This is a genomic window from Allosediminivita pacifica (assembly GCF_003054175.1).
Taxonomy (GTDB): domain Bacteria; phylum Pseudomonadota; class Alphaproteobacteria; order Rhodobacterales; family Rhodobacteraceae; genus Allosediminivita; species Allosediminivita pacifica.
In genome coordinates this window covers 44,722-63,678 of record NZ_QBKN01000014.1, presented here as the reverse complement: position 1 = coordinate 63,678, position 18,957 = coordinate 44,722, and the positions used below count along the sequence as shown (strand labels likewise).

Here is an 18,957-nt window from a genome sequence, read left to right as displayed (position 1 = left end):
TCAGCCCGACATCTCGGCCAGCTGCGCGGCCTGATGTTCCGAGGTGAGCGCGTCGATGATCTCGTCGAGATCGCCCGCCATGACCTGGTCGAGCTTGTAGAGCGTGAGACCGATCCGGTGATCCGTCAGCCGCCCCTGCGGGAAGTTGTAGGTGCGGATGCGCTCGGAGCGGTCGCCCGATCCGACCTGCGCCTTGCGGTCCGCGCTGCGCGCCGAATCCGCCTCCTGCCGCTGCATGTCGAAGAGCCGCGCGCGCAGCACCTGCATGGCGATCTCGCGGTTGCGGTGCTGCGATTTCTCGGAACTCGTGACCACGATCCCGGTGGGCACATGGGTGATCCGCACCGCCGAATCCGTGGTGTTCACGTGCTGCCCGCCCGCACCCGACGACCGCATGGTGTCGATGCGCAGGTCGTTGGGGTCGATCTTCAGGTCGACCTCCTCGGCCTCGGGAAGCACCGCCACAGTCGCCGCCGAGGTATGGATGCGCCCGCCCGATTCCGTCTCAGGGACGCGCTGCACGCGGTGCACGCCGGATTCGTACTTGAGCCGCGCAAAGACGCCGTCCCCGGCGATCCGAACCACCAGCTCGCGCACGCCACCCAGCTCGCTCGCCTGCTCCTCGACGACCTCCCAGCGCCAGCCGCGCGCCTCGGCGTAGCGCTGGTACATGCGGGCCAGGTCGCCCGCGAAAAGCGCCGCCTCCTCGCCGCCCGTGCCGGGACGGATCTCCAGCATGGCGGGCTTGGCGTCGGCGGCATCCTTGGGCAGCAGCGCAAGCTGCACTGCGCTTTCAAGCTCGGGCAGGCGCGCTCGCAGCTGCGGAAGCTCTTCCTCGGCCAGCGCCTTCATCTCGGGATCGTCGAGCATGGCCTCGGCCTCGGCGATCTCGGCCTGCACCTGCTCCCAATCCTCGATCACGGCCACCACGGGCCGCAGATCGGCATATTCCCGGCCAAGCGCGGCGATATCGCCCGAGCCTTCCGACATCCGCGCCTCGACGTAGCCGAAGCGCTCCTTGATCTGCTGAAGTCTGTCCTGAGGAACCATGCGGCTCTGTCGCCCAAGCCCGCGCGGCGGTCAAGATGCCCGCGGCACTCAGCCCTCGGCGCCCTCGCTCTCGAGGCGCGAAAGCCAACCCTCCACGCGCTCGCGGTTCACGCCCATGTCGGACTGACCGAACCGCTGGCGGGCATAGATCTCGAGCGATCCCTCGCCCTGCTGCACCGTGGTGTAATCGGGAAAGCCGAACCACTTGGACCGCGTGATATAGGTCGCGCGCGGCTCCGACGGGCCGCCGGCCAGCACCTCGGTGCGCGGCGTCTCGAGGATGATGCCGTGCAGGCGCTCGAAGGTTTCGGCGTCACCGGGAATGCGACGGCGCACGCCATGCGCAAGGTCCTGATCCGAGGTGACCATCGGATCGACGTTCCAGACAGCCGGATCGGATGGCGCAAGCCGGATCCAGGCCAGCCCCGCAACGATAACCAGAACGATGAACCAGAAGATCATGCGCACGCCCTGTCCTTTCCCTTGCTGGCACGGCGCCCTGACGCGCGCCCATCGCCGGGGATGTCACGAATCCCGCCCCTTTGAAAGGGGTCCGCCCCGTCAGCGGCGGTCCGTCGCTAGCCCGCGCGCCGGGTCACGGCCCAGAGGCACAAGAGCTCCGTCGCGACATGCGCGCCGGCCACCGCGGTGATGCCCGCCGGGTCGAAAGGCGGCGAAACCTCGACCACGTCACCGCCCTTGAGGTCGATCCCCGCAAGGCCCCGCAACAGCACCGCCGCCTGGTGGCTCGACAGCCCGCCCCAGACCGGCGTGCCGGTACCCGGCGCAAAGGCCGGGTCCAGCCCGTCGATGTCGAAGGTCAGGTAGACGGGCCTGTCGCCCACGAACCGCTTGGCACGCGCTGCCATGGCCTCGGGCCCCTCGGCATGCACCTGCCGCGCGTCGAGGATGTTGAAGCCCAGCGTATCGGGATTGTCCGTCCGGATGCCGATCTGCACCGAAGTCGCCGGGTCCACGATCCCTTCCTGCACCGCCTTGTACATGAATGTGCCGTGATCCACGCGCTCCGGATCGTCGTCGGCCCAGGTGTCGGTATGGGCGTCCACCTGGATCACCGAAAGCGGCCCGTGTTCCTTGGCATGCGCGCGCAAGCAGCCGTGCGTCACCGAATGGTCGCCCCCCAGCGCCACGCAGGCCGCGCCCTGCGACAGGATGCCGGCCACGTGCGCCTCGATCTTGCCGAGGATCTCCGACGGCATCGCGTAGTCGAATGCCATGTCACCGTAGTCCGCGATGGCGAACTCGCTCAGCACGTCAAAGCCCCAGCCGAAGGGCGCATCGCAGGGCTGCAAAAGCGACGCCTCGCGGATCGCCCGCGGCCCCAGCCGCGTGCCGGGCCGGTTTGTCACCGCCTGGTCGAAGGGCAGCCCGGTCAAGGCGATATCGGCGCCCGACAGGTCCTTGGTGTAGCGCCGGCGCAGGAAGGACGGCGCCCCGGCAAAGACGTTCTCGTAGGAACGCCCCTTCAGATCGTCACGGGTAAAGGCATGGTCGATCTGCGTCTTCGCGTCTTCTAGGGCCATCGGCTTACCCCTTTTTTGTCAGTATATTACGAGGCTTCATGAAACCGCGAAATCAAGGCCGGAGCCGATGCCGCGTCTCGATCAGCCGCGCGAAGAAGCTTGCCCCGTAGGGCGCCGCCTCGTCGTTGAAGTCGAATTCCGGGTGGTGCACAGACGGCCCCTCGCCCTGCCCGAGGAAGAGGAAGGCCCCCGGCCGCGCCTCCAGCATATAGGAGAAATCCTCCGACCCCATCTCGGGCGGCAGGTCGTCCACCACTTCGGTCGCCACGCCCCGCGCCACCTCGGCGGCAAAGGCCGCCTGCGCCGCGTGGTTCACGGTCGGCGGATAGGATTTGTGATACTGCAGCTCGGCGGTCAGCCCGGCGCTGGCCGCCTGCCCGGCGACGATCTGGGCGATACGCTCTTCGGCGTGCGCCCGCACGCCCGGATCGAGGCTGCGCACCGTCCCGGCAAGATAGGCCGTCCCCGGCACAACGTTCATCGCCGATCCGGCGTGCACCTGCGTCAGCGACACGACAAGCTGATCGAGCGCAGCGACCTCGCGCGACACCAGCGCACTCAGCGCCTGCCCGATGGCCAGCGCGCAGGGAATGGGATCGCGGCAGCTTTCGGGATGGGCGGCGTGCCCGCCGCGCCCCGTGACCGTGATCTCGAAATCGTCGACCGAGGCCATGATCGGCCCCGGCGTGGTCCGCAACATGCCCAGCTTGGAAAACGGGTCGGTGTGGATCGCATAGACCTCTTCGACCCCGAAACGGTCCATCAGGCCTTCCTCGACCATGATCCGCCCGCCGCCGATGGTCTCTTCGGCCGGCTGGAAGATCAGCACCGCGCGCCCGGCAAAATTCCGCGTCTCCGCCAGGTACTTCGCCGCGCCCAGCAGCATCGAGGTATGACCATCGTGCCCGCAGGCGTGCATCTTGCCCGGGACGGTCGAGGCATACTCCAGCCCCGTTTCCTCTGTCATCGGCAGCGCGTCCATGTCGGCGCGCAGGCCCGTCACCGGACCCTCGCCCTGCCCCTCGATCACGGCCACCACGCCGCTCTCGGCAAGGCCCTCGTGGATCTCGGTCACGCCGAAACTGCGCAGCTGCTCGACCACGAAGGCCGCGGTGCCATAGCACTCCAGCCCCAGCTCGGGGTGCATGTGAAGATGGCGCCGCCACGCCTTCATATCGGGCGCGAATTCCGCGATGCGGTTGACGATGGGCATGGGCATGGACTCCTGAGGCGCGATCCCGCAAGGCTCCCCTGACGCAAAAAGGGGGTTCATGCAATGCGCGACGATCTGATCCACGACCCGAAGGGCGGCATGCCCCGCCTGCGCGAGATCATGCGCAGGCTGCGCGACCCGCAGACCGGCTGCCCCTGGGACATCGAGCAGACCTTCGCCAGCATCGCGCCCTACACCATCGAGGAGGCCTACGAGGTCGCCGACGCCATCGAGCGCGAAGCCTGGGGCGAGCTGAAAGGCGAACTCGGCGACCTGCTCTTCCAGTCGGTCTTCCACGCCCAGATGGCCGAGGATGCGGGGCTCTTCAACTTCGACGACGTGGCCAATGCCATCGCCGACAAGATGGTCGCCCGCCACCCCCACGTCTTCGGCGACGAGAGCCGCGACAAGAGCGCCGAGCAGCAGACCCGCGACTGGGAAACCGTCAAGGCCGCCGAACGCGCCGCCAAGGACGAAAAGGGCGTGCTCGACGGCGTCGCACTCGGCCTGCCCGCCCTCACCCGCGCCGTGAAGCTGCAGAACCGCGCCGCCCGCGTCGGCTTCGACTGGCCGCAGACCGACCAGGTGCTCGACAAGGTGGCCGAGGAAATGGCCGAACTGCGCGAGGCCACCGACCCCGCCCACCGGGCCGAGGAATTCGGCGACCTGCTCTTCGTCATGGCCAACCTCGCCCGCCACCTCGACATCGACCCCGAGGACGCCCTGCGCGCCGCCAACCTCAAGTTCACCCGCCGCTTCGGCGCGGTCGAGGCCGCGCTGGCCGAACAGGGACGCCATCCCAAGGACAGCACGCTTGAGGAAATGGACGCTCTCTGGGACGCGGCCAAGCGCACGGAAAAGGCCTCAGGTTAGGAAACAAATTTATCCGATTTGTTTACTCAGGAATTGACGTGCCCTCCCGTCTCGGTGACAACACCGCGGCAAACCAACAGGAGGAGCTTCATGTCCCACCGCCTCATCCCCGCGCTTGCCGCGCTGGCCGTCGCCACGCCGGCGCTCGCGCAAGAAGTCAATGTCTACTCCTACCGGCAGCCGGAACTGCTGGCGCCGCTGACCGATGCCTTCACCGAGGAAACGGGCATCGACGTCAACGTCGCGTACCTTGAAAAGGGCATGGTCGAGCGCCTTCGCGCCGAGGGCGAACGCTCGCCCGCCGACCTGATCTTCACCGTCGACATCTCGCGCCTTGCCGCGGCCGTCGACGCCGGCGTGACCCAGGCCGCCGAAAGCGATGCCCTGCGCGAGAACGTGCCTTCGCAGTACCGCGATCCCGACGGCCACTGGTGGGGTCTCACCACCCGCGCGCGCATCGTCTACGCCAGCAAGGACCGCGTCGATCCCTCCGAGGTGACCACCTACGAGGATCTCGCCGATCCCAAGTGGGAAGGCCGCATCTGCACCCGGTCGGGCACGCACCCCTACACGCTGGCCCTCGTCGCCGCGATGATCGAGCATCACGGCGAGGAAGAGACCAAGACCTGGCTCGAGGGCGTGAAGTCCAACCTCGCCCGCCGTCCGCAGGGCAACGACCGCGCGCAGGTCCGCGCAATCTGGGCCGGCGAATGCGACATCAGCCTCGGCAACACCTACTACATGGGCAAGATGCTCGAGGATTCCGAACAGCAGGAATGGGCGAACTCCGTCAACGTGCTCTTCCCGGAGTTCGAGGACGGCGGCACGCACGTGAACATCTCGGGCGTGGCCATGACCAAGTCGGCCCCCAACCGCGACGCGGCGCTGCAGATGATGGAATTCCTCACCTCGCCCGAGGCACAGGAGATCTACGCCGCCGCCAACTACGAATACCCCATTGCGCCGGGTTCCGAGGCCGTGGAGCTGGTCCAGAGCTGGGGTGAATTCGGGGCCGATCCGCTCAACCTGATGGAAATCGCCGACCACCGCGACGAAGCCCTGCGCCTCGTCGAAGAAGTGGACTTTGATGGGTGATCATCCGAACTCCCGCGCCTCCGGCGCGGGAGCGAAAGGTCCGGGGGACCTTTCGGGATGATCACGGGCGGAGCCCCGGGCCCCAGGCATTTTCCGGACCTGCGCCGTTGGCGGCGGCGAACTCTCCAGGCGGAGCCCCGGGCAGATAACCATCGTGCCCCCGGCTCCGAAACCTGACGCAATCCCGCCAAGCAGAGCGCCGGGCCGCGAAAGCAGTCCGGCGCTTTTTCCATCCGGCGGTCGGCCCTCAAACCCTCATCAAGACGAGAAGAACGACTTCCCCGCATTGAACTGGCACCACTCCGAGGCCTTCAGCCAGGTCGCCGTGAACCCGTTCAGCAGGAAGGTATCGAAGACCTTCGGTGCACCGCCCCGTCTCACGCCGACAATGACCGTGTTGCCCGCGCGCAGCTCCTTGACGGTCTCGGACACAAAGCTGTTGGACAGCGAGGCATCCACCACGAAATCCCCGAAATCGTTGTGATACTCCGACACCGTCAGCTCGTCGGCGATCCAGCTTTCCTGCCCGTCGAACATCAGCACCACCTCGTCGTCGAGCGTCATGGGCGGCGCCATGTTGCGGAAGGTCACCGGCTCGTAGGAGAACGAGGCATCCGCCCCACCGTCGCCCACATGCAGCGCCAGCGTGCCGTTGCCGTCACCACCGGTCCAGACCCGGCAGCTGCGCATGTTCCACTGCGTGTCCTCCACCAGCGCCACCCGCCAGGAGCCGTGCTCCCAATAGGCAAGCTGCACCTCCTCGGCGAAGGAGGGAAAGGCGACAACCGCCAGAAGGGCGACAGCGGTGGGACGAAGGATCATGGCAAGCTCCGGGAAATCGATAATCCGCCCTGCCTAGCGGCCAAACGTGAACGGCGCCCTATGGCCCGCGAACACGAAAACGGCGCCCGCAAAGGGGCGCCGTCCGAAACTTGCAATATCCGCGGAAGCGGACGGAAGCCGCTTACTGCGCTTCCTTGATGAACTTCACCGCGTCGCCGAAAGTCTGGATGGTCTCGGCGGCGTCGTCCGGGATCTCGATGCCGAACTCTTCCTCGAACGCCATGACCAGCTCGACGGTGTCGAGGCTGTCCGCGCCCAGGTCGTCGATGAACGAAGCGTTCTCGGTGACCTTGTCTTCCTCGACGCTCAGGTGCTCGACGACGATCTTCTTGACGCGCTCGGCGATGTCATCACTCATGTCTCTTCCTCACTTCCTTCGGACCTTCAGGCCCTTTTCCTTCGCCCTCGCCCTGCCGGGGGTGGCATCGAGTGCCCTTGCGGGCGGCTAGGCCCACCACATGGACGGGCTAGGCCAGTGGCGCAATCCCCCCGGCCAAAATCTGCGGCGCCTATAGCACAGGCACCAAAGATGACAACAGCTTTGTCATCGTCGCGTGATGTCCCTGTCAGAGCATCGCCATACCGCCGTTGACGTGCAGCGTGGTACCGGTCACGTAGCCCGCTTCGGCGCTTGCAAGGTAAAGCACGGCGGCGGCGATTTCGGAAGGGCTTCCCATACGCCCCATCGGAATCTGACCCAGAATTCCCGCCTTCTGATCGTCGTTGAGCTTTTCCGTCATCGCCGTCTCGATAAAGCCCGGCGCAACCGCGTTCACGGTCACACCGCGCGTCGCCACCTCGTAGGCCAGCGACTTGGTCATGCCCACCAGACCGGCCTTGGCGGCGGCGTAGTTGCCCTGCCCGGGATTGCCCGTGGCGCCGACGATGGACGAGATGTTCACGATCCGGCCCCAGCGCGCCTTCATCATGCCGCGCAGCACGCCCTTGCACAGGCGAAACCCCGAGGTGAGGTTCACGTCCAGAACGCTGGCCCATTCCTCTTCGGACATCCGCATGAACAGGTTGTCGCGCGTGATGCCCGCGTTGTTCACCAGGATGTCGACCGATCCCATGGCCTCGGCCGCCTGCTTGGGCAGGGCGTTGACCGCCTCGGCGTCGCTCAGGTTGCACGGCAGCACGTGCGCCCGCTCGCCCAGCTCGGCGGCCAGCGCCTCGAGCGGCTCGGTCCGCGTGCCAGAAAGCCCCACCGTCGCGCCCGCGCCGTGCAGCACCCGGGCCACCTCGCCGCCGATACCGCCCGAGGCGCCCGTGATGAGGGCCGATTTTCCCGTCAGATCGAACATTGTCGCTATCCCTGTCGCTTGTCGTTGTCTCGTGCCGCCCGGCTCAGGCCTTCAGGCTCGCCGCCGCATCACCTGCGTCCGAGGCGCTGCCCACGGTGCGCACCGCGGCGGGCCGGTGGATGCGGCGCACCATGCCGCTCAGCGCCTTGCCGGCGCCCACTTCCCAGAACTCGTCCACGCCCTGCGCAACCATCCATTCCACGGACTCGCGCCAGCGCACAGCGCCGCAGACCTGCTCGACCAGAAGCTCGCGGATCCGCGCCGGATCGTCCACGGCCTCGGCCACCACGTTGGCCACCAGCGGCACCTTCGGCGCCGCGATCTCGACCTCGGCCAGTGCCGCGCGCATGGCCTCGGCGGCGGGCTGCATCAGCTCGCAATGGAACGGCGCGCTCACCGGCAGCATGACCGCGCGCTTGGCACCGGCGCCCTTGGCCGCCTCCACCGCGCGCTCGACCGCCGCCTTCTGACCGGAAATCACCACCTGCGCGGGATCGTTGTCGTTGGCTGCGGCCAGCACATCGCCCTGCGCTGCCTCGGAGACCAGCGCCCGCACGGCCTCCAGATCGAGGCCCAGCAGCGCCGCCATGGCACCTTCGCCCACCGGCACCGCCTCCTGCATCGCGCGCCCGCGCAGCCGCAGAAGCCGCGCCGCGTCGCCAAGGCTCAGCGCGCCCGCCGCGGTCAGGGCAGAATATTCGCCAAGGCTGTGCCCGGCCACGTAGGAAGCCGCGGTGATGTCCACGCCCTCGGCCTCGAGCGCGCGCATGGCCGCGATCGAAGTTGCCATCAGCGCGGGCTGCGCGTTCTCGGTCAGGGTCAGGGTCTCGGCCTCGCCTTCCCAGATCAGCTGGGACAGCTTTTCGCCAAGCGCCTCGTCGACCTCATCGAAGACGGCACGGGCCTGCGGGTAGGCCTCCGCCAGATCCTTGCCCATGCCGATGGCCTGGGCTCCCTGCCCGGGAAAGATGAACGCGCGGGGCATGCGGGCCTCCCTAAAAGTCCGTGACTGTCCTGCGGCAGCCCCTTACAGCCCCCGCGCGAGCGGCGCAACGGTGCGCCCCGCCCCCCACCAACCGGCAGAGATCGGCCCCGCATCGCCCGCGTCCCTTCCACCCTTGCAAATGCGCCACAGATCGTTATACCCCGCGAACCTTCCGCGGAGTATCGACAACCGCGCAGTCTCTCGTGGACCGGGGCGGAAGGCATGAACCCGCGTCCTTTGAAATGCGCCCAGACAGAAGAACGGAGATAACATGCCGCTCTATGAGCATGTTTTTATCGCGCGTCAGGACCTGTCCAACGCGCAGGCCGAAGGCCTGATCGAACACTTCTCGACCGTGCTTTCCGACAACGGCGGCCAGCTCGTGGACAGCGAGTACTGGGGCGTCAAGACGATGGCCTACAAGATCAACAAGAACCGCAAGGGGCACTACGCCTTCCTGAAGACCGACGCACCCGCGACGGCCATTCACGAGATGGAACGCCTCATGCGCCTGCACGACGACGTGATGCGCGTGCTCACCATCAAGGTGGAAGAGCACGAAGGCGGTCCGTCGATCCAGATGCAGAAGAAAGACGAGCGCGACGGCCGGCGCGAACGCCGCGACCGTAGCTGATAGAAGGAGATATAACCAATGGCAGCCAAACCGTTTTTCCGCCGCCGCAAGGTGTGTCCCTTCTCGGGTGCCAACGCGCCCAAGATCGACTACAAGGACACCAAGCTGCTGCAGCGCTACATTTCCGAGCGCGGCAAGATCGTGCCCTCGCGCATCACCGCAGTCTCTTCCAAGAAGCAGCGTGAACTGGCCCGTGCAATCAAGCGTGCCCGTTTCCTCGCCCTGCTCCCCTACGCCGTGAAGTAAGGAGAACACCATGCAGGTCATTCTTCTCGAACGCGTGGCCAAGCTGGGCCAGATGGGCGACATCGTCGATGTCAAACCCGGCTTTGCACGCAACTACCTGCTGCTGCAGGGCAAGGCGCTGACCGCGTCCAAGGAAAACGTCGACCGGTTCGAAGCCCAGAAGGCCGATCTGGAAGCCCGCAACCTCGAAACCCGCAAGGAAGCCGAGGCGCTGGCACAGAAGATCGAAGGCGAACAGTTCGTCGTGATTCGCCAGGCCTCCGACGGCGGCAACCTCTACGGCTCCGTCACCACCCGTGACGCCGCCAACGTGGCCACCGAGAACGGCTTCAGCGTCGACCGCAAGCAGGTCATCATCCGCCAGCCGATCAAGGAACTGGGCCTCCACGAGGTCGAGCTCCACCTCCACCCCGAGGTGATCGTGGCGATCACGCTGAACGTCGCACGCTCGCCCGAGGAAGCCGAGCTTCAGGCCTCCGGCAAGTCTATTCAGGACCAGCAGGCCGAGGAAGAGGCGCAGGCCGAATTCGAGGTCAGCCAGCTCTTCGACGACATCGGCGGCGCAGCCTCCGATGACGACGACGACACCCCCGCCCGGGGCGGTGACGCAGAGGAAGCCGAGCAGCAGCCCAGCTGATCCGGCCTTCGGACAAGAACAGAAGACGCCGCGCAGCCCCGCTGCGCGGCGTTTTTGTTTGGGCCCCAGCTATCGCGCGACGCTGGCCACGCATCCTTAGCAGTTATGGTAGCGTATCGGGTTCTGACCGCGATGGCGTAGCTCTTCCGGCAGTCTTCTTCCCCGTTTGCCGACGAACCTGTTCCACGTTTCATCGTCGGCAATACGTCCCTTGAACCCCGACCTGGTGGGCGAAGTCTCATCCGTGTGTATTTCGGGGAAATTCTCTGGGGTCGCCGCGAGCCAGCAATCTGGTTTGAAGATCCCTCTCACCACCCCATGGATGACCGCGAGCACGTAGTCAGCCTTTTCGGCTCTGGCACGAGAAATCCGCCAAGCATACCTGACCCGGTCAAGCAACTCGTCGGGGGAATAGTTGGAAGGGTTCAGATTGATCAGGATCAGCTTTTCCCCTCCGAGTTCCACAACAGGGAGAGAGTACTTGTCCAGGATCTGCTGAACGTGCATCGGACCACGGTCGTTGCTGTGGTGACCACTGGCGACGTTCGTCAACCCGCCATAGGCATCGATCAGGGCAGCCTCTACCTCGTAAGCTGTCCGTGCATCCTGAATCCCGTGCCGGTGCACGACATGGAGCACCCGTAGGTTCGCAAGGCGAATGTCGTTGATCCGGTGAAGCTTCAGGCTCAGTTCGTCCTCCCTGACGACCTCCCCCTCGACCTCCCGATCGGCGTCATTCTCGACCTCCTCCGGATTCGTCGCGGTGACGTGCTGGAAGATGCGGTTCCCCTTCCCCTTTCCGATGTAGAAGGTCTCGCCGTTTCTCGGATCGATAAGACGATAGACGTAGTATTTCAGGTGGTCTCCGACGCCCGCCGGGAAGGCCTGGATCTCAGTTTCCATTTTGGCATCCAGTATTGCTCTGCAGATACCAGAGGCTGGCATCAAACAGGTGCCGGCAACAAGATCATGTCGCGACGAACGAGCAGGCTCGGCTCGGCAAACCAATCGCGCGTCTCAGTCCACGTCGTAGTCCCGCACGTCCTCGAAGACCCACCGGCCCTCCACGGCATCCCGTCCGTGCCCGTGCACCACGTTGATTTTGCCGGTCCCTTCGATCACCACCGCCTGCACCTCGGAGAGGTCCAGCACGTTGTGCGCCCGAAGCTGCGAGCGCAGATCGCTCTCGGTCACGCGCGCGCGCTGCATCCCCTTCGGCTTCAGCCTACCCCCGGGACCGACCAGCAGGATCGGCGTGTTGTCGGTCGCCTCGGTCACGCGCGGATACCGGATCCGCAGCCACGAGGCCCCCAGCTGGACCGCGAACAGCGTCCCCAGAGCCACCGCGCCCTGCAGCACCGACGGCGACGGCGTCGCCACCGTTGTTGCCAACAGCGAGCCCACCGCGATGGTCACGGCGATGTCGAAGGCCGACATCTCGGCAAAACTGCGCACCCCCGCGAGCCGCGCGAAGCCCAGAAGCACGAGGTACATCGCCAGAGATCCGACCACGACCCAGAGCAGGGCCGAGGCCGAGCCGGGATAGAACCACTCCGTCCACATGGGATCTCCTTCCCTCTCCGGCCGGCCGGGGATGCGGCCCGCACGCCGCCGAGGCTGTCACCGATGTCCCCCGGCCTCAAGGCGAAGGTGACGTTGCCTCCCCCGCGTTCCGCCACATCCCCCTTGTCATGAGACCGTCACGCGGGTCTGGTGCAGAAAACGCCAAGAAACGATCCCACCCGACAAGGAGGTCCCCCATGTCCCTCAAGATCAACCGCCGCGGCTTTCTCGCCAGCACCGCCGGCTTCATCGCCCTGCACCCCTTCTCCGCCCGCGCCGCAGCCGGCCAGGCCCACCTGCGGATCATGGAGACCACGGACATCCACGTCCACGTCTACCCCTACGACTACTACGCCGACCGCGAGATCGACACCGTCGGCCTCTCGCGCACGGCAAGCCTGATCCAGGGCATCCGCAACGAGGCCACCAACTCGATCCTGCTCGACAACGGCGACTTCCTGCAGGGCAACCCCATGGGCGACTACATCGCCTACGAGCGGGGCATGAGCGAGGGCGACCCCCATCCGGTCATCACCGCCATGAACACGCTCGGCGTCGACGCCTCGACCCTCGGCAACCACGAATTCAACTACGGCCTCAGCTTCCTCGACAAGTCGCTGGCGGGGGCCGAGTATCCCATCGTCTGCGCCAACATCGTCACCCAGCGCGGCGCCTCCCCGCGCGAGGACCAGACCCTCCTGCCCCCCTACGTGATCCTCAAGCGCGAGATCACCGACGGCGCCGGCGAAAGCTACCCCATCCGCATCGGCCTCATCGGCTTCGTGCCGCCGCAGGTCATGAATTGGGACCGCAAGCACCTCGAAGGCAACGTCGAGGCCCGCGACATCGTCGAGACCGCCCGCGCCTGGGTGCCGCAGATGCGCGAGGAAGGCGCCGACATCGTGATCGCGCTGGCGCACTCGGGCATCGGCGCCGCCGACCACACCGACGGGATGGAGAACGCCGCCGTGCCGCTGGCCGGGATCGACGGCATCGACGCCGTGCTGACCGGGCACTCGCACCTCGTCTTCCCCTCCTCGACCTACGAGGGCTGGGCCGGCGTGGATGCCGCCAACGGCACCCTCATGGGCAAGCCCGCCGTCATGGCCGGCTACTGGGGCAGCCACATGGGCCTCATCGACCTGATGATCGAGCGCGACGGCAACTCCTGGCGCATCGCCTCCCACAGCGCCGAGGCCCGCCCGATCTACCAGCGCGAAGAGGACCGCTCCATCACGCCGCTGGTCGACGACCACGAGCCCATCATCGAGGCGGTCGCGCAGGAGCACGAGGCCACCCTCGCCTACGTCCGCCGCGCCGTGGGCAAGACCGACGCGCCGCTGCACAGCTACTTTGCCCTGGTGGCCGACGACCCCTCGGTCCAGATCGTGTCGAACGCCCAAGAATGGTACATCGAACAGATGATGGCCGGCACCGAGAACGAGGGCCTTCCCATCCTCTCCGCCGCCGCCCCCTTCAAGGCCGGCGGACGCGGCGGCCCGGAATACTACACCGACGTGCCGGTGGGCGATGTGGCCATCAAGAACGTGGCCGATCTCTATCTCTACCCGAACACCGTCCGCGCGGTGAAGATCAAGGGCGGCGCCGTGCGCGAATGGCTCGAACGCTCGGCGGGCATGTTCAACCGGATCGAGCCCGGTTCCGAGGATGCGCGTCTGCTGAATCCCGACTTCCCGTCCTACAACTTCGACGTGATCGACGGCGTGACCTATCAGATCGACCTCAGCCAGCCCTCGCGCTACGACAGCGAGGGCGAGCTGGTGAACCCCGACGCGCAGCGCATCGTGGACCTGCGCTACCAGGGCGAGCCCATCGACGAGGATCAGGACTTCATCGTCGCCACCAACAACTACCGCGCCTCGGGCGGCGGCAACTTCCCCGGCAACGACGGCTCCACCATCATCTTCGAGGGGCCTGACACAAACCGTGACGTGCTGGTGCGCTACATCGTCGAACAGGGCACCGTCAGCCCTTCGGCAGATGCCAACTGGACCTTCAAGCCGATGGAAGACACCACGGTGCTGTTCGAGACCGGCCCCGCCGGCGCGAAATACGCCGAGAGCATCGAAAGCGTCGACATCGCCCCCGCGGGCGAAACCGACGAGGGCTTCGCGCTCTTCCGCATGACGCTCTGATGCCCCGGGCCCGGGCGCTTGCGCCCGGGCCACGCGAAGCCACCGGCATGAAACGGGGCCTTCCTCGCAAACTGCCGGAAAATCTTCATCAACCGTAAAATTGTTGGCTCTAGGGTCCGCATCGTTGTTGCCTTCCAGCTAAGGATCGCCGGATGCCTCTTTTTGCCCGCCGGGCCCCTGCCCCAACTCAAGATGCCGCTGACGCTGCGCTCCTGCAGATGGTCATGAACACGCAGGCGGTGATCCATTTCACCCCCGACGGAACGATCCTGCAGGCGAACGACAACTTCCTCAACGCACTGGAATACACCTCCGCGGAAATCGTCGGCAAGCATCACTCGATGTTCGTCGAGGAACAGTTCCGCGACACGGACGAATATCGCCAGTTCTGGTCACGACTCGCGGCAGGCGAAAGCTTCTCCGACAACTTCCCACGCAGGACGAAATCCGGTGGGCGCATCTGGATCCAGGCGACCTACGCCCCCGTCACCGACGCCGCGGGCAATGTCACACGCGTGGTCAAGGTCGCCTCGGACGTCACCGAACGCACGACCTGCGTCTTCGGGCTTGCGCGCGGGCTCTACCACCTGCGCGAGGGTGACCTGACCCACCGTGTCCCAGGGAGCAGCCTGCCCGACATGGACAAGCTCGCCACCGCCTACAATGCCGCCGCCGAACAGATGGCCGACATGGTCGGCAACGTGAAGGCGATCACCGCCACGATCGGTGCCACCTCCGGCGCGCTCGGCCAGTCATCCGACGATCTCTCGGCGCGGACCGAAACCCAGGCCGCCACCCTCGAGGAAAGCGCCGCCGCCGTGCAGGAGCTCACCAGCAGCGCCAGCGAAGCCGCCGAGAACGCGCGCAACGTCACTGAGGTCGCCCGCCAGACCAGCGCCGCCGCGGAATCCAGCGGCGATCTCGTAGCGCAGGTCACCGCCGCCATGGAGCGGATCGAACAGTCCTCGGGCAAGATCTCGCAGATCGTCACCGTCATCGACGACATCGCCTTCCAGACCAACCTGCTCGCCCTCAACGCCGGGGTCGAGGCCGCCCGCGCGGGCGAGGCCGGACGCGGCTTCGCCGTCGTCGCCTCCGAGGTGCGCGGTCTCGCCCAGCGCTCCGCCGAATCCGCCCAGGAGATCAAGGCCCTCATCCGCGAAAGCTCCGAGCATGTGACCGAGGGCGCCGAGCTCGTGAACAACGGCAGCGCCGAACTCTCCCGCATCTTCGAGGGCGTGAGCGAGATCACGGGCCGCATCACCGAGGTCGCCCGCAGCCTCTCGGACCAGTCCGGCACCCTCAGCGAGATCAACACCGCCATCTCGCAGCTCGACAAGGTCACCCAGCAGAACGCCGCCATGGTCTCCGAGACGACGGATGCCAGCCGCTCTCTCGCCAATGACGCCCAGTCGCTCAACAACGAGGTCGCGCACTTCCGCACCTCCCCCGAGGAGCCGGGCGGCTGGAAGGTCGGCGACCCGCCGATGCAGGGGGCCGGCAAGCGCCGCGCGTGATCGGGTCGACTCCGCAGACTCGGGGACATTCCTAACAGAGGGTTAAGTAGCCTACTTAACCCATTGATTTCCCTTATCCGAAAGGATGTCCCGGCCCGGGACACCCCTGTCCCGCGTCATCCGAGCAAAGAAAAAGGGCCGCCCCGAAGGGCGGCCCTCATTACGTCCGGATCCGGCGGGATCACTCCTCGTCGAGCTGCTCGACCGCCTTTTCCAGCTCTTCCTTGGTGACCTCGGTCTCGGTCACGGTCGCCTGCTCGGCGATGTGGTCGATGACCTTGTCCTCGAAGATCGGCGCGCGCATCTGCTGCTGCATCTGCGGGTTCTGGCGCACGAAGTCGAAGAAGGCGCGCTCCTGGCCCGGGTACTGCCGTGCCTGGTTCATGATCGCCTGCGTCATCTCGGCGTCGGTCACCTCGATCTCGGCCTTCTGACCCAGCTCGGCCAGCAGCAGCCCAAGACGCACGCGGCGCTCGGCCAGCTTCTTGTGCTCGTCGGTGGGCTCGATCTCGCCGTGGTCGTGGCCGTGATCGTCCGGGTGCTCGTCGTGGTAGAGCTGGTGCGCGATCTGCTTGGCCTCGGCCTCGACAAGGCTCGGCGGCAGCTCGAAGCTCACCATCTCGTCCAGCTTGTCGAGCAGGTTGCGCTTCATCACCTGACGCGCAGCACCGGCATACTCGGCTTCCAGCCGCTCGCGGATCTGGCCCTTCAGAGACTCGAGATCCTCGGCACCGTATTTCTTGGCCAGCTCGTCGTCGACCTCGGCGGCCTTCGGCGCCTTCACGGCCTTCACGGTCACATCGAAGACCGCGTCCTTGCCGGCAAGGTTCTCGGCGCCGTATTCCTCGGGGAACTTGACCTCGACGGCCTTCTCGTCGCCGGCCTTCACACCCGTCAGCTGCTCCTCGAAACCGGGGATGAAGCTGTTGGAGCCCAGCGTCAGCGGGTAATCCTCGGCAGCGCCGCCCTCGAAGGCCTCGCCGTCGATCTTGCCGACAAAGTCGATGACCACCTGATCGCCGTCCTGGGCAGCCTCGCCCTCGGCGCGGTCCTCGAAGTCCTGCGCGTTCTCGGCAAGGCTCTTGAGCGCGTCGTCGACCGCGGCGTCATCTGCCTTCACGGTCATCTTGCCCACTTCGATCTGCGAGTAGTCGAGATCCGGCACGTCGGGCAGCGCCTCGTAGCTCATCTCGACGTGCACGTCGTCGCCGGCCTTCCATTCCTCGTTGGTCATCTTGACCTCGGGCTGGGCCGCGGGGCGGTCGCCGGTCTGCTCGAAGTGCTCGTTCATGGCACCGTCGATGGCTTCCTGCATCGACTCGCCCAGCAGGCGCTCGCCGAACTGCTTCTTCAGCAGCGCCATCGGCACCTTGCCCTTGCGAAAGCCCTTCATCTCGATCTCGGGCTGGGCTTCGGTCAGCTTTTCGTTGACCTTGGCGTCCAGCTCGTCGGCGGTGACGGTGATCGCGTAGGCCCGTTTCAGACCCTCGTTCTGCTTCTCGGTGACCTGCATTCGAGTCCTCGTGATTGCGGTTCGGCGGACATACTCGGGCCGCCCGGATGAATTTGGGGTCTTCTATGCAAGGGGTCCGGCTCGTGCAAGGCGGATTCGGGGCGCCCCGGCAGGCACCTGTCACAAAGCTTTCGTCAAACCGTCAGATATCGCACGCGCTGCCGTTACATCCGCGACGGATCTCCTGCGGGCGTTTGCAGCTTCCAGCAACATCCGAGTGAGAGATCCATGCCCCGTATGACCCTGTCCCGCCGCCGCTTCCTTGCCAGCGGCACCGCCATGACCGCAGCACTGGCAACGCCCTCCATCCTGCGCGCCCAGTCCGCCCCGATCTTCGAACACGGGGTGCAGTCCGGCGATGTGCGCACCGGCTCGGGCATGATCTGGACCCGCACCGACCGCCCGGCCAAGGTGATGATGGAAGTCTCCACCACCGAAGACTTCGCCAACGCCCGCCGCCTGCCCCCGATGGACGCACTGCCGCAAAGCGACTTCGCCGTGAAGCGCCTGGTCGACGGCCTGCCCTCCGACCAGGACATCTTCTACCGCTTCACCGCGCAGGATCTGTCGGACGTCAACGCCATCTCCGATCCCGTCACCGGCCACTTCCGCACCGCGCCGACCGCGCGCCGCGACGTGCGCTTCGTCTGGTCCGGCGACACCGCGGGCCAGGGCTACGGCATCGACGAGGCCGGCATGCGCACCTACGCGACGATGCACCAGCACGAGCCCGATTTCTTCATCCACTCCGGCGACACCATCTATGCCGACGGCCCGCTGCACGAGGACGAGGTGACCGCCGCCGACGGCGCCACCTTCAAGAACACCGTGCTGACCGAGGCCAAGTCCAAGGTGGCCGAGACTCTCGACGAATTCCGCGGCCAGTGGAAGTACAACATGATGGACGAACACGTGCGCGCCCTCAGCGCCGCCGTGCCGACCTTCTACCAGTGGGACGACCACGAGGTGACCAACAACTGGTCCGCCTCCAAGGTGCTGGGCGACGCCTATACCGAAAAGAACATCGCCCTGCTGGCCGCCCGCTCGGCCCGCGCCTTTCACGAACTGACGCCGATTTCCTACACCCCCGCCGAGCCGGGCCGGATCTACCGCAAGATCAACTACGGCCCCATGCTCGACATCTTCTTCCTCGACCTGCGCAGCTACCGCGGGCCCAACAACGACGGCATGTCGGGCGAGATCACCGAGGAAAGCCGTGTGCTCGGCGCTGAGCAGCTCGCCTGGCTCAAGCGCGAACTCGCCAATTCCACCGCCACCTGGAAGGTCATCGCCTGCGACATGCCCATCGGTGTGGTGGTCTGGGACAACTGGGCCGACCAGTCCGGCGTCGAGGCCGTGGCCAATGGTGACGGCGGCGCCCCCAAGGGCCGCGAGCTGGAATTCGCAGAGCTGCTGCGGTTCATCAAGGTGGCCAACATCCGCAACACCGTCTGGCTCACCGCCGACGTGCACTACACCGCGGCGCACTACTACAACCCCGAAAAGGCGCAATTCCAGGATTTCGAACCGTTCTGGGAATTCGTCTCGGGCCCGCTGCACGCGGGCACCTTCGGGCCCAACGCGCTCGACATGACCTTCGGCCCCGAGGAACGCTTCGTGAAGGCCCCTGCCGAGGGTCAGGCCAACCTGCCGCCCTCGTCCGGCCTCCAGTTCTTCGGCCTCGTCGACATCGACGGCGATACCGAGCAGATGACCGTGCGGCTGATGGATGTGGCCGATACCGAGCTCTGGTCGATCACTCTGGATCCGCAGCGCGCCTGACG

19 protein-coding genes are annotated in these 18,957 nt (G+C 66.3%); 8 read left to right on the top strand and 11 right to left on the bottom strand.

Translation table 11 applies throughout. The features are described 5' to 3' along the window. The 4 genes from prfA to C8N44_RS12275 form a co-directional block, all read right to left on the bottom strand. Positions 1-1,050, bottom strand: a complete 1,050-nt coding sequence (gene prfA / locus C8N44_RS12290; RefSeq protein ID WP_107976949.1) for a peptide chain release factor 1 — start codon at positions 1,048-1,050, stop codon at positions 1-3. Between the two features lie 48 nt (positions 1,051-1,098). Further along, entirely contained in the window at positions 1,099-1,512 is a 414-nt protein-coding gene (locus C8N44_RS12285; RefSeq protein ID WP_107976947.1) for a DUF1499 domain-containing protein, read from the bottom strand. Positions 1,513-1,628: 116 nt separating this feature from the next. Further along, entirely contained in the window at positions 1,629-2,594 is a 966-nt protein-coding gene (gene speB, locus C8N44_RS12280) for an agmatinase (RefSeq protein WP_107976944.1), read from the bottom strand. Positions 2,595-2,646: 52 nt separating this feature from the next. Further along, positions 2,647-3,807 carry a M20 aminoacylase family protein gene (locus tag C8N44_RS12275; protein ID WP_107976942.1) on the bottom strand — a complete coding sequence of 387 codons (1,161 nt, stop codon included), beginning with the start codon at positions 3,805-3,807 and terminating at the stop codon, positions 2,647-2,649. 63 nt (positions 3,808-3,870) lie between these two features. On the opposite strand from C8N44_RS12275, the gene mazG reads away from it, so the two are divergent. After that, the gene (gene mazG, locus C8N44_RS12270) at positions 3,871-4,680 is read left to right on the top strand and encodes a nucleoside triphosphate pyrophosphohydrolase (protein WP_107976940.1); all 810 of its coding nucleotides are present in this window, start codon (positions 3,871-3,873) and stop codon (positions 4,678-4,680) included. Between the two features lie 90 nt (positions 4,681-4,770). Then, entirely contained in the window at positions 4,771-5,775 is a 1,005-nt protein-coding gene (locus tag C8N44_RS12265; RefSeq protein WP_107976938.1) for a Fe(3+) ABC transporter substrate-binding protein, read from the top strand. A 258-nt stretch (positions 5,776-6,033) separates the two neighbouring features. On the opposite strand, the gene C8N44_RS12260 is transcribed toward C8N44_RS12265, so the two are convergent. From C8N44_RS12260 to fabD, 4 genes are all read right to left on the bottom strand, one after another. Further along, entirely contained in the window at positions 6,034-6,597 is a 564-nt protein-coding gene (locus tag C8N44_RS12260) for a hypothetical protein (protein ID WP_107976936.1), read from the bottom strand. Between the two features lie 142 nt (positions 6,598-6,739). Next, positions 6,740-6,976, bottom strand: a complete 237-nt coding sequence (locus tag C8N44_RS12255) for an acyl carrier protein (protein ID WP_107976933.1) — start codon at positions 6,974-6,976, stop codon at positions 6,740-6,742. Between the two features lie 208 nt (positions 6,977-7,184). Next, positions 7,185-7,922 carry a 3-oxoacyl-[acyl-carrier-protein] reductase gene (gene fabG / locus C8N44_RS12250; protein ID WP_107976931.1) on the bottom strand — a complete coding sequence of 246 codons (738 nt, stop codon included), beginning with the start codon at positions 7,920-7,922 and terminating at the stop codon, positions 7,185-7,187. A 43-nt stretch (positions 7,923-7,965) separates the two neighbouring features. Then, complete coding sequence (fabD, locus tag C8N44_RS12245; protein ID WP_107976928.1) at positions 7,966-8,907, bottom strand: ACP S-malonyltransferase; 942 nt, start codon at positions 8,905-8,907, stop codon at positions 7,966-7,968. 271 nt (positions 8,908-9,178) lie between these two features. Here fabD and rpsF point away from each other — a divergent pair, with 271 nt between their 5' ends. The 3 genes from rpsF to rplI are packed head-to-tail and all read left to right on the top strand — an operon-like array spanning position 9,179 to position 10,424. After that, on the top strand, positions 9,179-9,541 hold the full coding sequence (gene rpsF, locus C8N44_RS12240) for a 30S ribosomal protein S6 (protein WP_107976926.1): 363 nt from the start codon (positions 9,179-9,181) through the stop codon (positions 9,539-9,541). 18 nt (positions 9,542-9,559) lie between these two features. Continuing rightward, on the top strand, positions 9,560-9,787 hold the full coding sequence (rpsR, locus tag C8N44_RS12235) for a 30S ribosomal protein S18 (protein WP_107976923.1): 228 nt from the start codon (positions 9,560-9,562) through the stop codon (positions 9,785-9,787). 10 nt (positions 9,788-9,797) lie between these two features. Continuing rightward, a complete protein-coding gene (gene rplI / locus C8N44_RS12230; RefSeq protein WP_107976921.1) occupies positions 9,798-10,424 on the top strand; it encodes a 50S ribosomal protein L9 in 627 nt (208 codons plus the stop codon). Positions 10,425-10,520: 96 nt separating this feature from the next. On the opposite strand, the gene C8N44_RS12225 is transcribed toward rplI, so the two are convergent. After that, positions 10,521-11,327, bottom strand: a complete 807-nt coding sequence (locus C8N44_RS12225; RefSeq protein WP_107976919.1) for an LEM-3-like GIY-YIG domain-containing protein — start codon at positions 11,325-11,327, stop codon at positions 10,521-10,523. A 114-nt stretch (positions 11,328-11,441) separates the two neighbouring features. After that, on the bottom strand, positions 11,442-11,987 hold the full coding sequence (locus tag C8N44_RS12220) for a DUF421 domain-containing protein (protein ID WP_107976917.1): 546 nt from the start codon (positions 11,985-11,987) through the stop codon (positions 11,442-11,444). Between the two features lie 197 nt (positions 11,988-12,184). Between C8N44_RS12220 and C8N44_RS12215 the strand changes: the two genes are divergently transcribed. Further along, positions 12,185-14,143, top strand: coding sequence for a bifunctional 2',3'-cyclic-nucleotide 2'-phosphodiesterase/3'-nucleotidase (locus C8N44_RS12215; RefSeq protein ID WP_107976915.1), 1,959 nt, complete (start codon positions 12,185-12,187; stop codon positions 14,141-14,143). A 152-nt stretch (positions 14,144-14,295) separates the two neighbouring features. Continuing rightward, on the top strand, positions 14,296-15,660 hold the full coding sequence (locus C8N44_RS12210; RefSeq protein WP_107976913.1) for a methyl-accepting chemotaxis protein: 1,365 nt from the start codon (positions 14,296-14,298) through the stop codon (positions 15,658-15,660). Positions 15,661-15,841: 181 nt separating this feature from the next. On the opposite strand, the gene tig is transcribed toward C8N44_RS12210, so the two are convergent. Beyond that, positions 15,842-17,173, bottom strand: a complete 1,332-nt coding sequence (gene tig / locus C8N44_RS12205) for a trigger factor (protein WP_107976911.1) — start codon at positions 17,171-17,173, stop codon at positions 15,842-15,844. A 228-nt stretch (positions 17,174-17,401) separates the two neighbouring features. On the opposite strand from tig, the gene C8N44_RS12200 reads away from it, so the two are divergent. Then, a complete protein-coding gene (locus tag C8N44_RS12200; RefSeq protein WP_107976909.1) occupies positions 17,402-18,955 on the top strand; it encodes an alkaline phosphatase D family protein in 1,554 nt (517 codons plus the stop codon). Positions 18,956-18,957: the final 2 nt, after the last annotated feature.

What these genes read in the sequence shown, in the direction of transcription:
- prfA (WP_107976949.1), bottom strand. Translation starts at nt 1,050, where the DNA reads ATGGTTCCTCAGGACAGACTTCAGCAGATCAAGGAGCGCTTCGGCTAC.
- C8N44_RS12285 (WP_107976947.1), bottom strand. Translation starts at nt 1,512, where the DNA reads ATGATCTTCTGGTTCATCGTTCTGGTTATCGTTGCGGGGCTGGCCTGG.
- speB (WP_107976944.1), bottom strand. Translation starts at nt 2,594, where the DNA reads ATGGCCCTAGAAGACGCGAAGACGCAGATCGACCATGCCTTTACCCGT.
- C8N44_RS12275 (WP_107976942.1), bottom strand. Translation starts at nt 3,807, where the DNA reads ATGCCCATCGTCAACCGCATCGCGGAATTCGCGCCCGATATGAAGGCG.
- mazG (WP_107976940.1), top strand. Translation starts at nt 3,871, where the DNA reads ATGCGCGACGATCTGATCCACGACCCGAAGGGCGGCATGCCCCGCCTG.
- C8N44_RS12265 (WP_107976938.1), top strand. Translation starts at nt 4,771, where the DNA reads ATGTCCCACCGCCTCATCCCCGCGCTTGCCGCGCTGGCCGTCGCCACG.
- C8N44_RS12260 (WP_107976936.1), bottom strand. Translation starts at nt 6,597, where the DNA reads ATGATCCTTCGTCCCACCGCTGTCGCCCTTCTGGCGGTTGTCGCCTTT.
- C8N44_RS12255 (WP_107976933.1), bottom strand. Translation starts at nt 6,976, where the DNA reads ATGAGTGATGACATCGCCGAGCGCGTCAAGAAGATCGTCGTCGAGCAC.
- fabG (WP_107976931.1), bottom strand. Translation starts at nt 7,922, where the DNA reads ATGTTCGATCTGACGGGAAAATCGGCCCTCATCACGGGCGCCTCGGGC.
- fabD (WP_107976928.1), bottom strand. Translation starts at nt 8,907, where the DNA reads ATGCCCCGCGCGTTCATCTTTCCCGGGCAGGGAGCCCAGGCCATCGGC.
- rpsF (WP_107976926.1), top strand. Translation starts at nt 9,179, where the DNA reads ATGCCGCTCTATGAGCATGTTTTTATCGCGCGTCAGGACCTGTCCAAC.
- rpsR (WP_107976923.1), top strand. Translation starts at nt 9,560, where the DNA reads ATGGCAGCCAAACCGTTTTTCCGCCGCCGCAAGGTGTGTCCCTTCTCG.
- rplI (WP_107976921.1), top strand. Translation starts at nt 9,798, where the DNA reads ATGCAGGTCATTCTTCTCGAACGCGTGGCCAAGCTGGGCCAGATGGGC.
- C8N44_RS12225 (WP_107976919.1), bottom strand. Translation starts at nt 11,327, where the DNA reads ATGGAAACTGAGATCCAGGCCTTCCCGGCGGGCGTCGGAGACCACCTG.
- C8N44_RS12220 (WP_107976917.1), bottom strand. Translation starts at nt 11,987, where the DNA reads ATGTGGACGGAGTGGTTCTATCCCGGCTCGGCCTCGGCCCTGCTCTGG.
- C8N44_RS12215 (WP_107976915.1), top strand. Translation starts at nt 12,185, where the DNA reads ATGTCCCTCAAGATCAACCGCCGCGGCTTTCTCGCCAGCACCGCCGGC.
- C8N44_RS12210 (WP_107976913.1), top strand. Translation starts at nt 14,296, where the DNA reads ATGCCTCTTTTTGCCCGCCGGGCCCCTGCCCCAACTCAAGATGCCGCT.
- tig (WP_107976911.1), bottom strand. Translation starts at nt 17,173, where the DNA reads ATGCAGGTCACCGAGAAGCAGAACGAGGGTCTGAAACGGGCCTACGCG.
- C8N44_RS12200 (WP_107976909.1), top strand. Translation starts at nt 17,402, where the DNA reads ATGCCCCGTATGACCCTGTCCCGCCGCCGCTTCCTTGCCAGCGGCACC.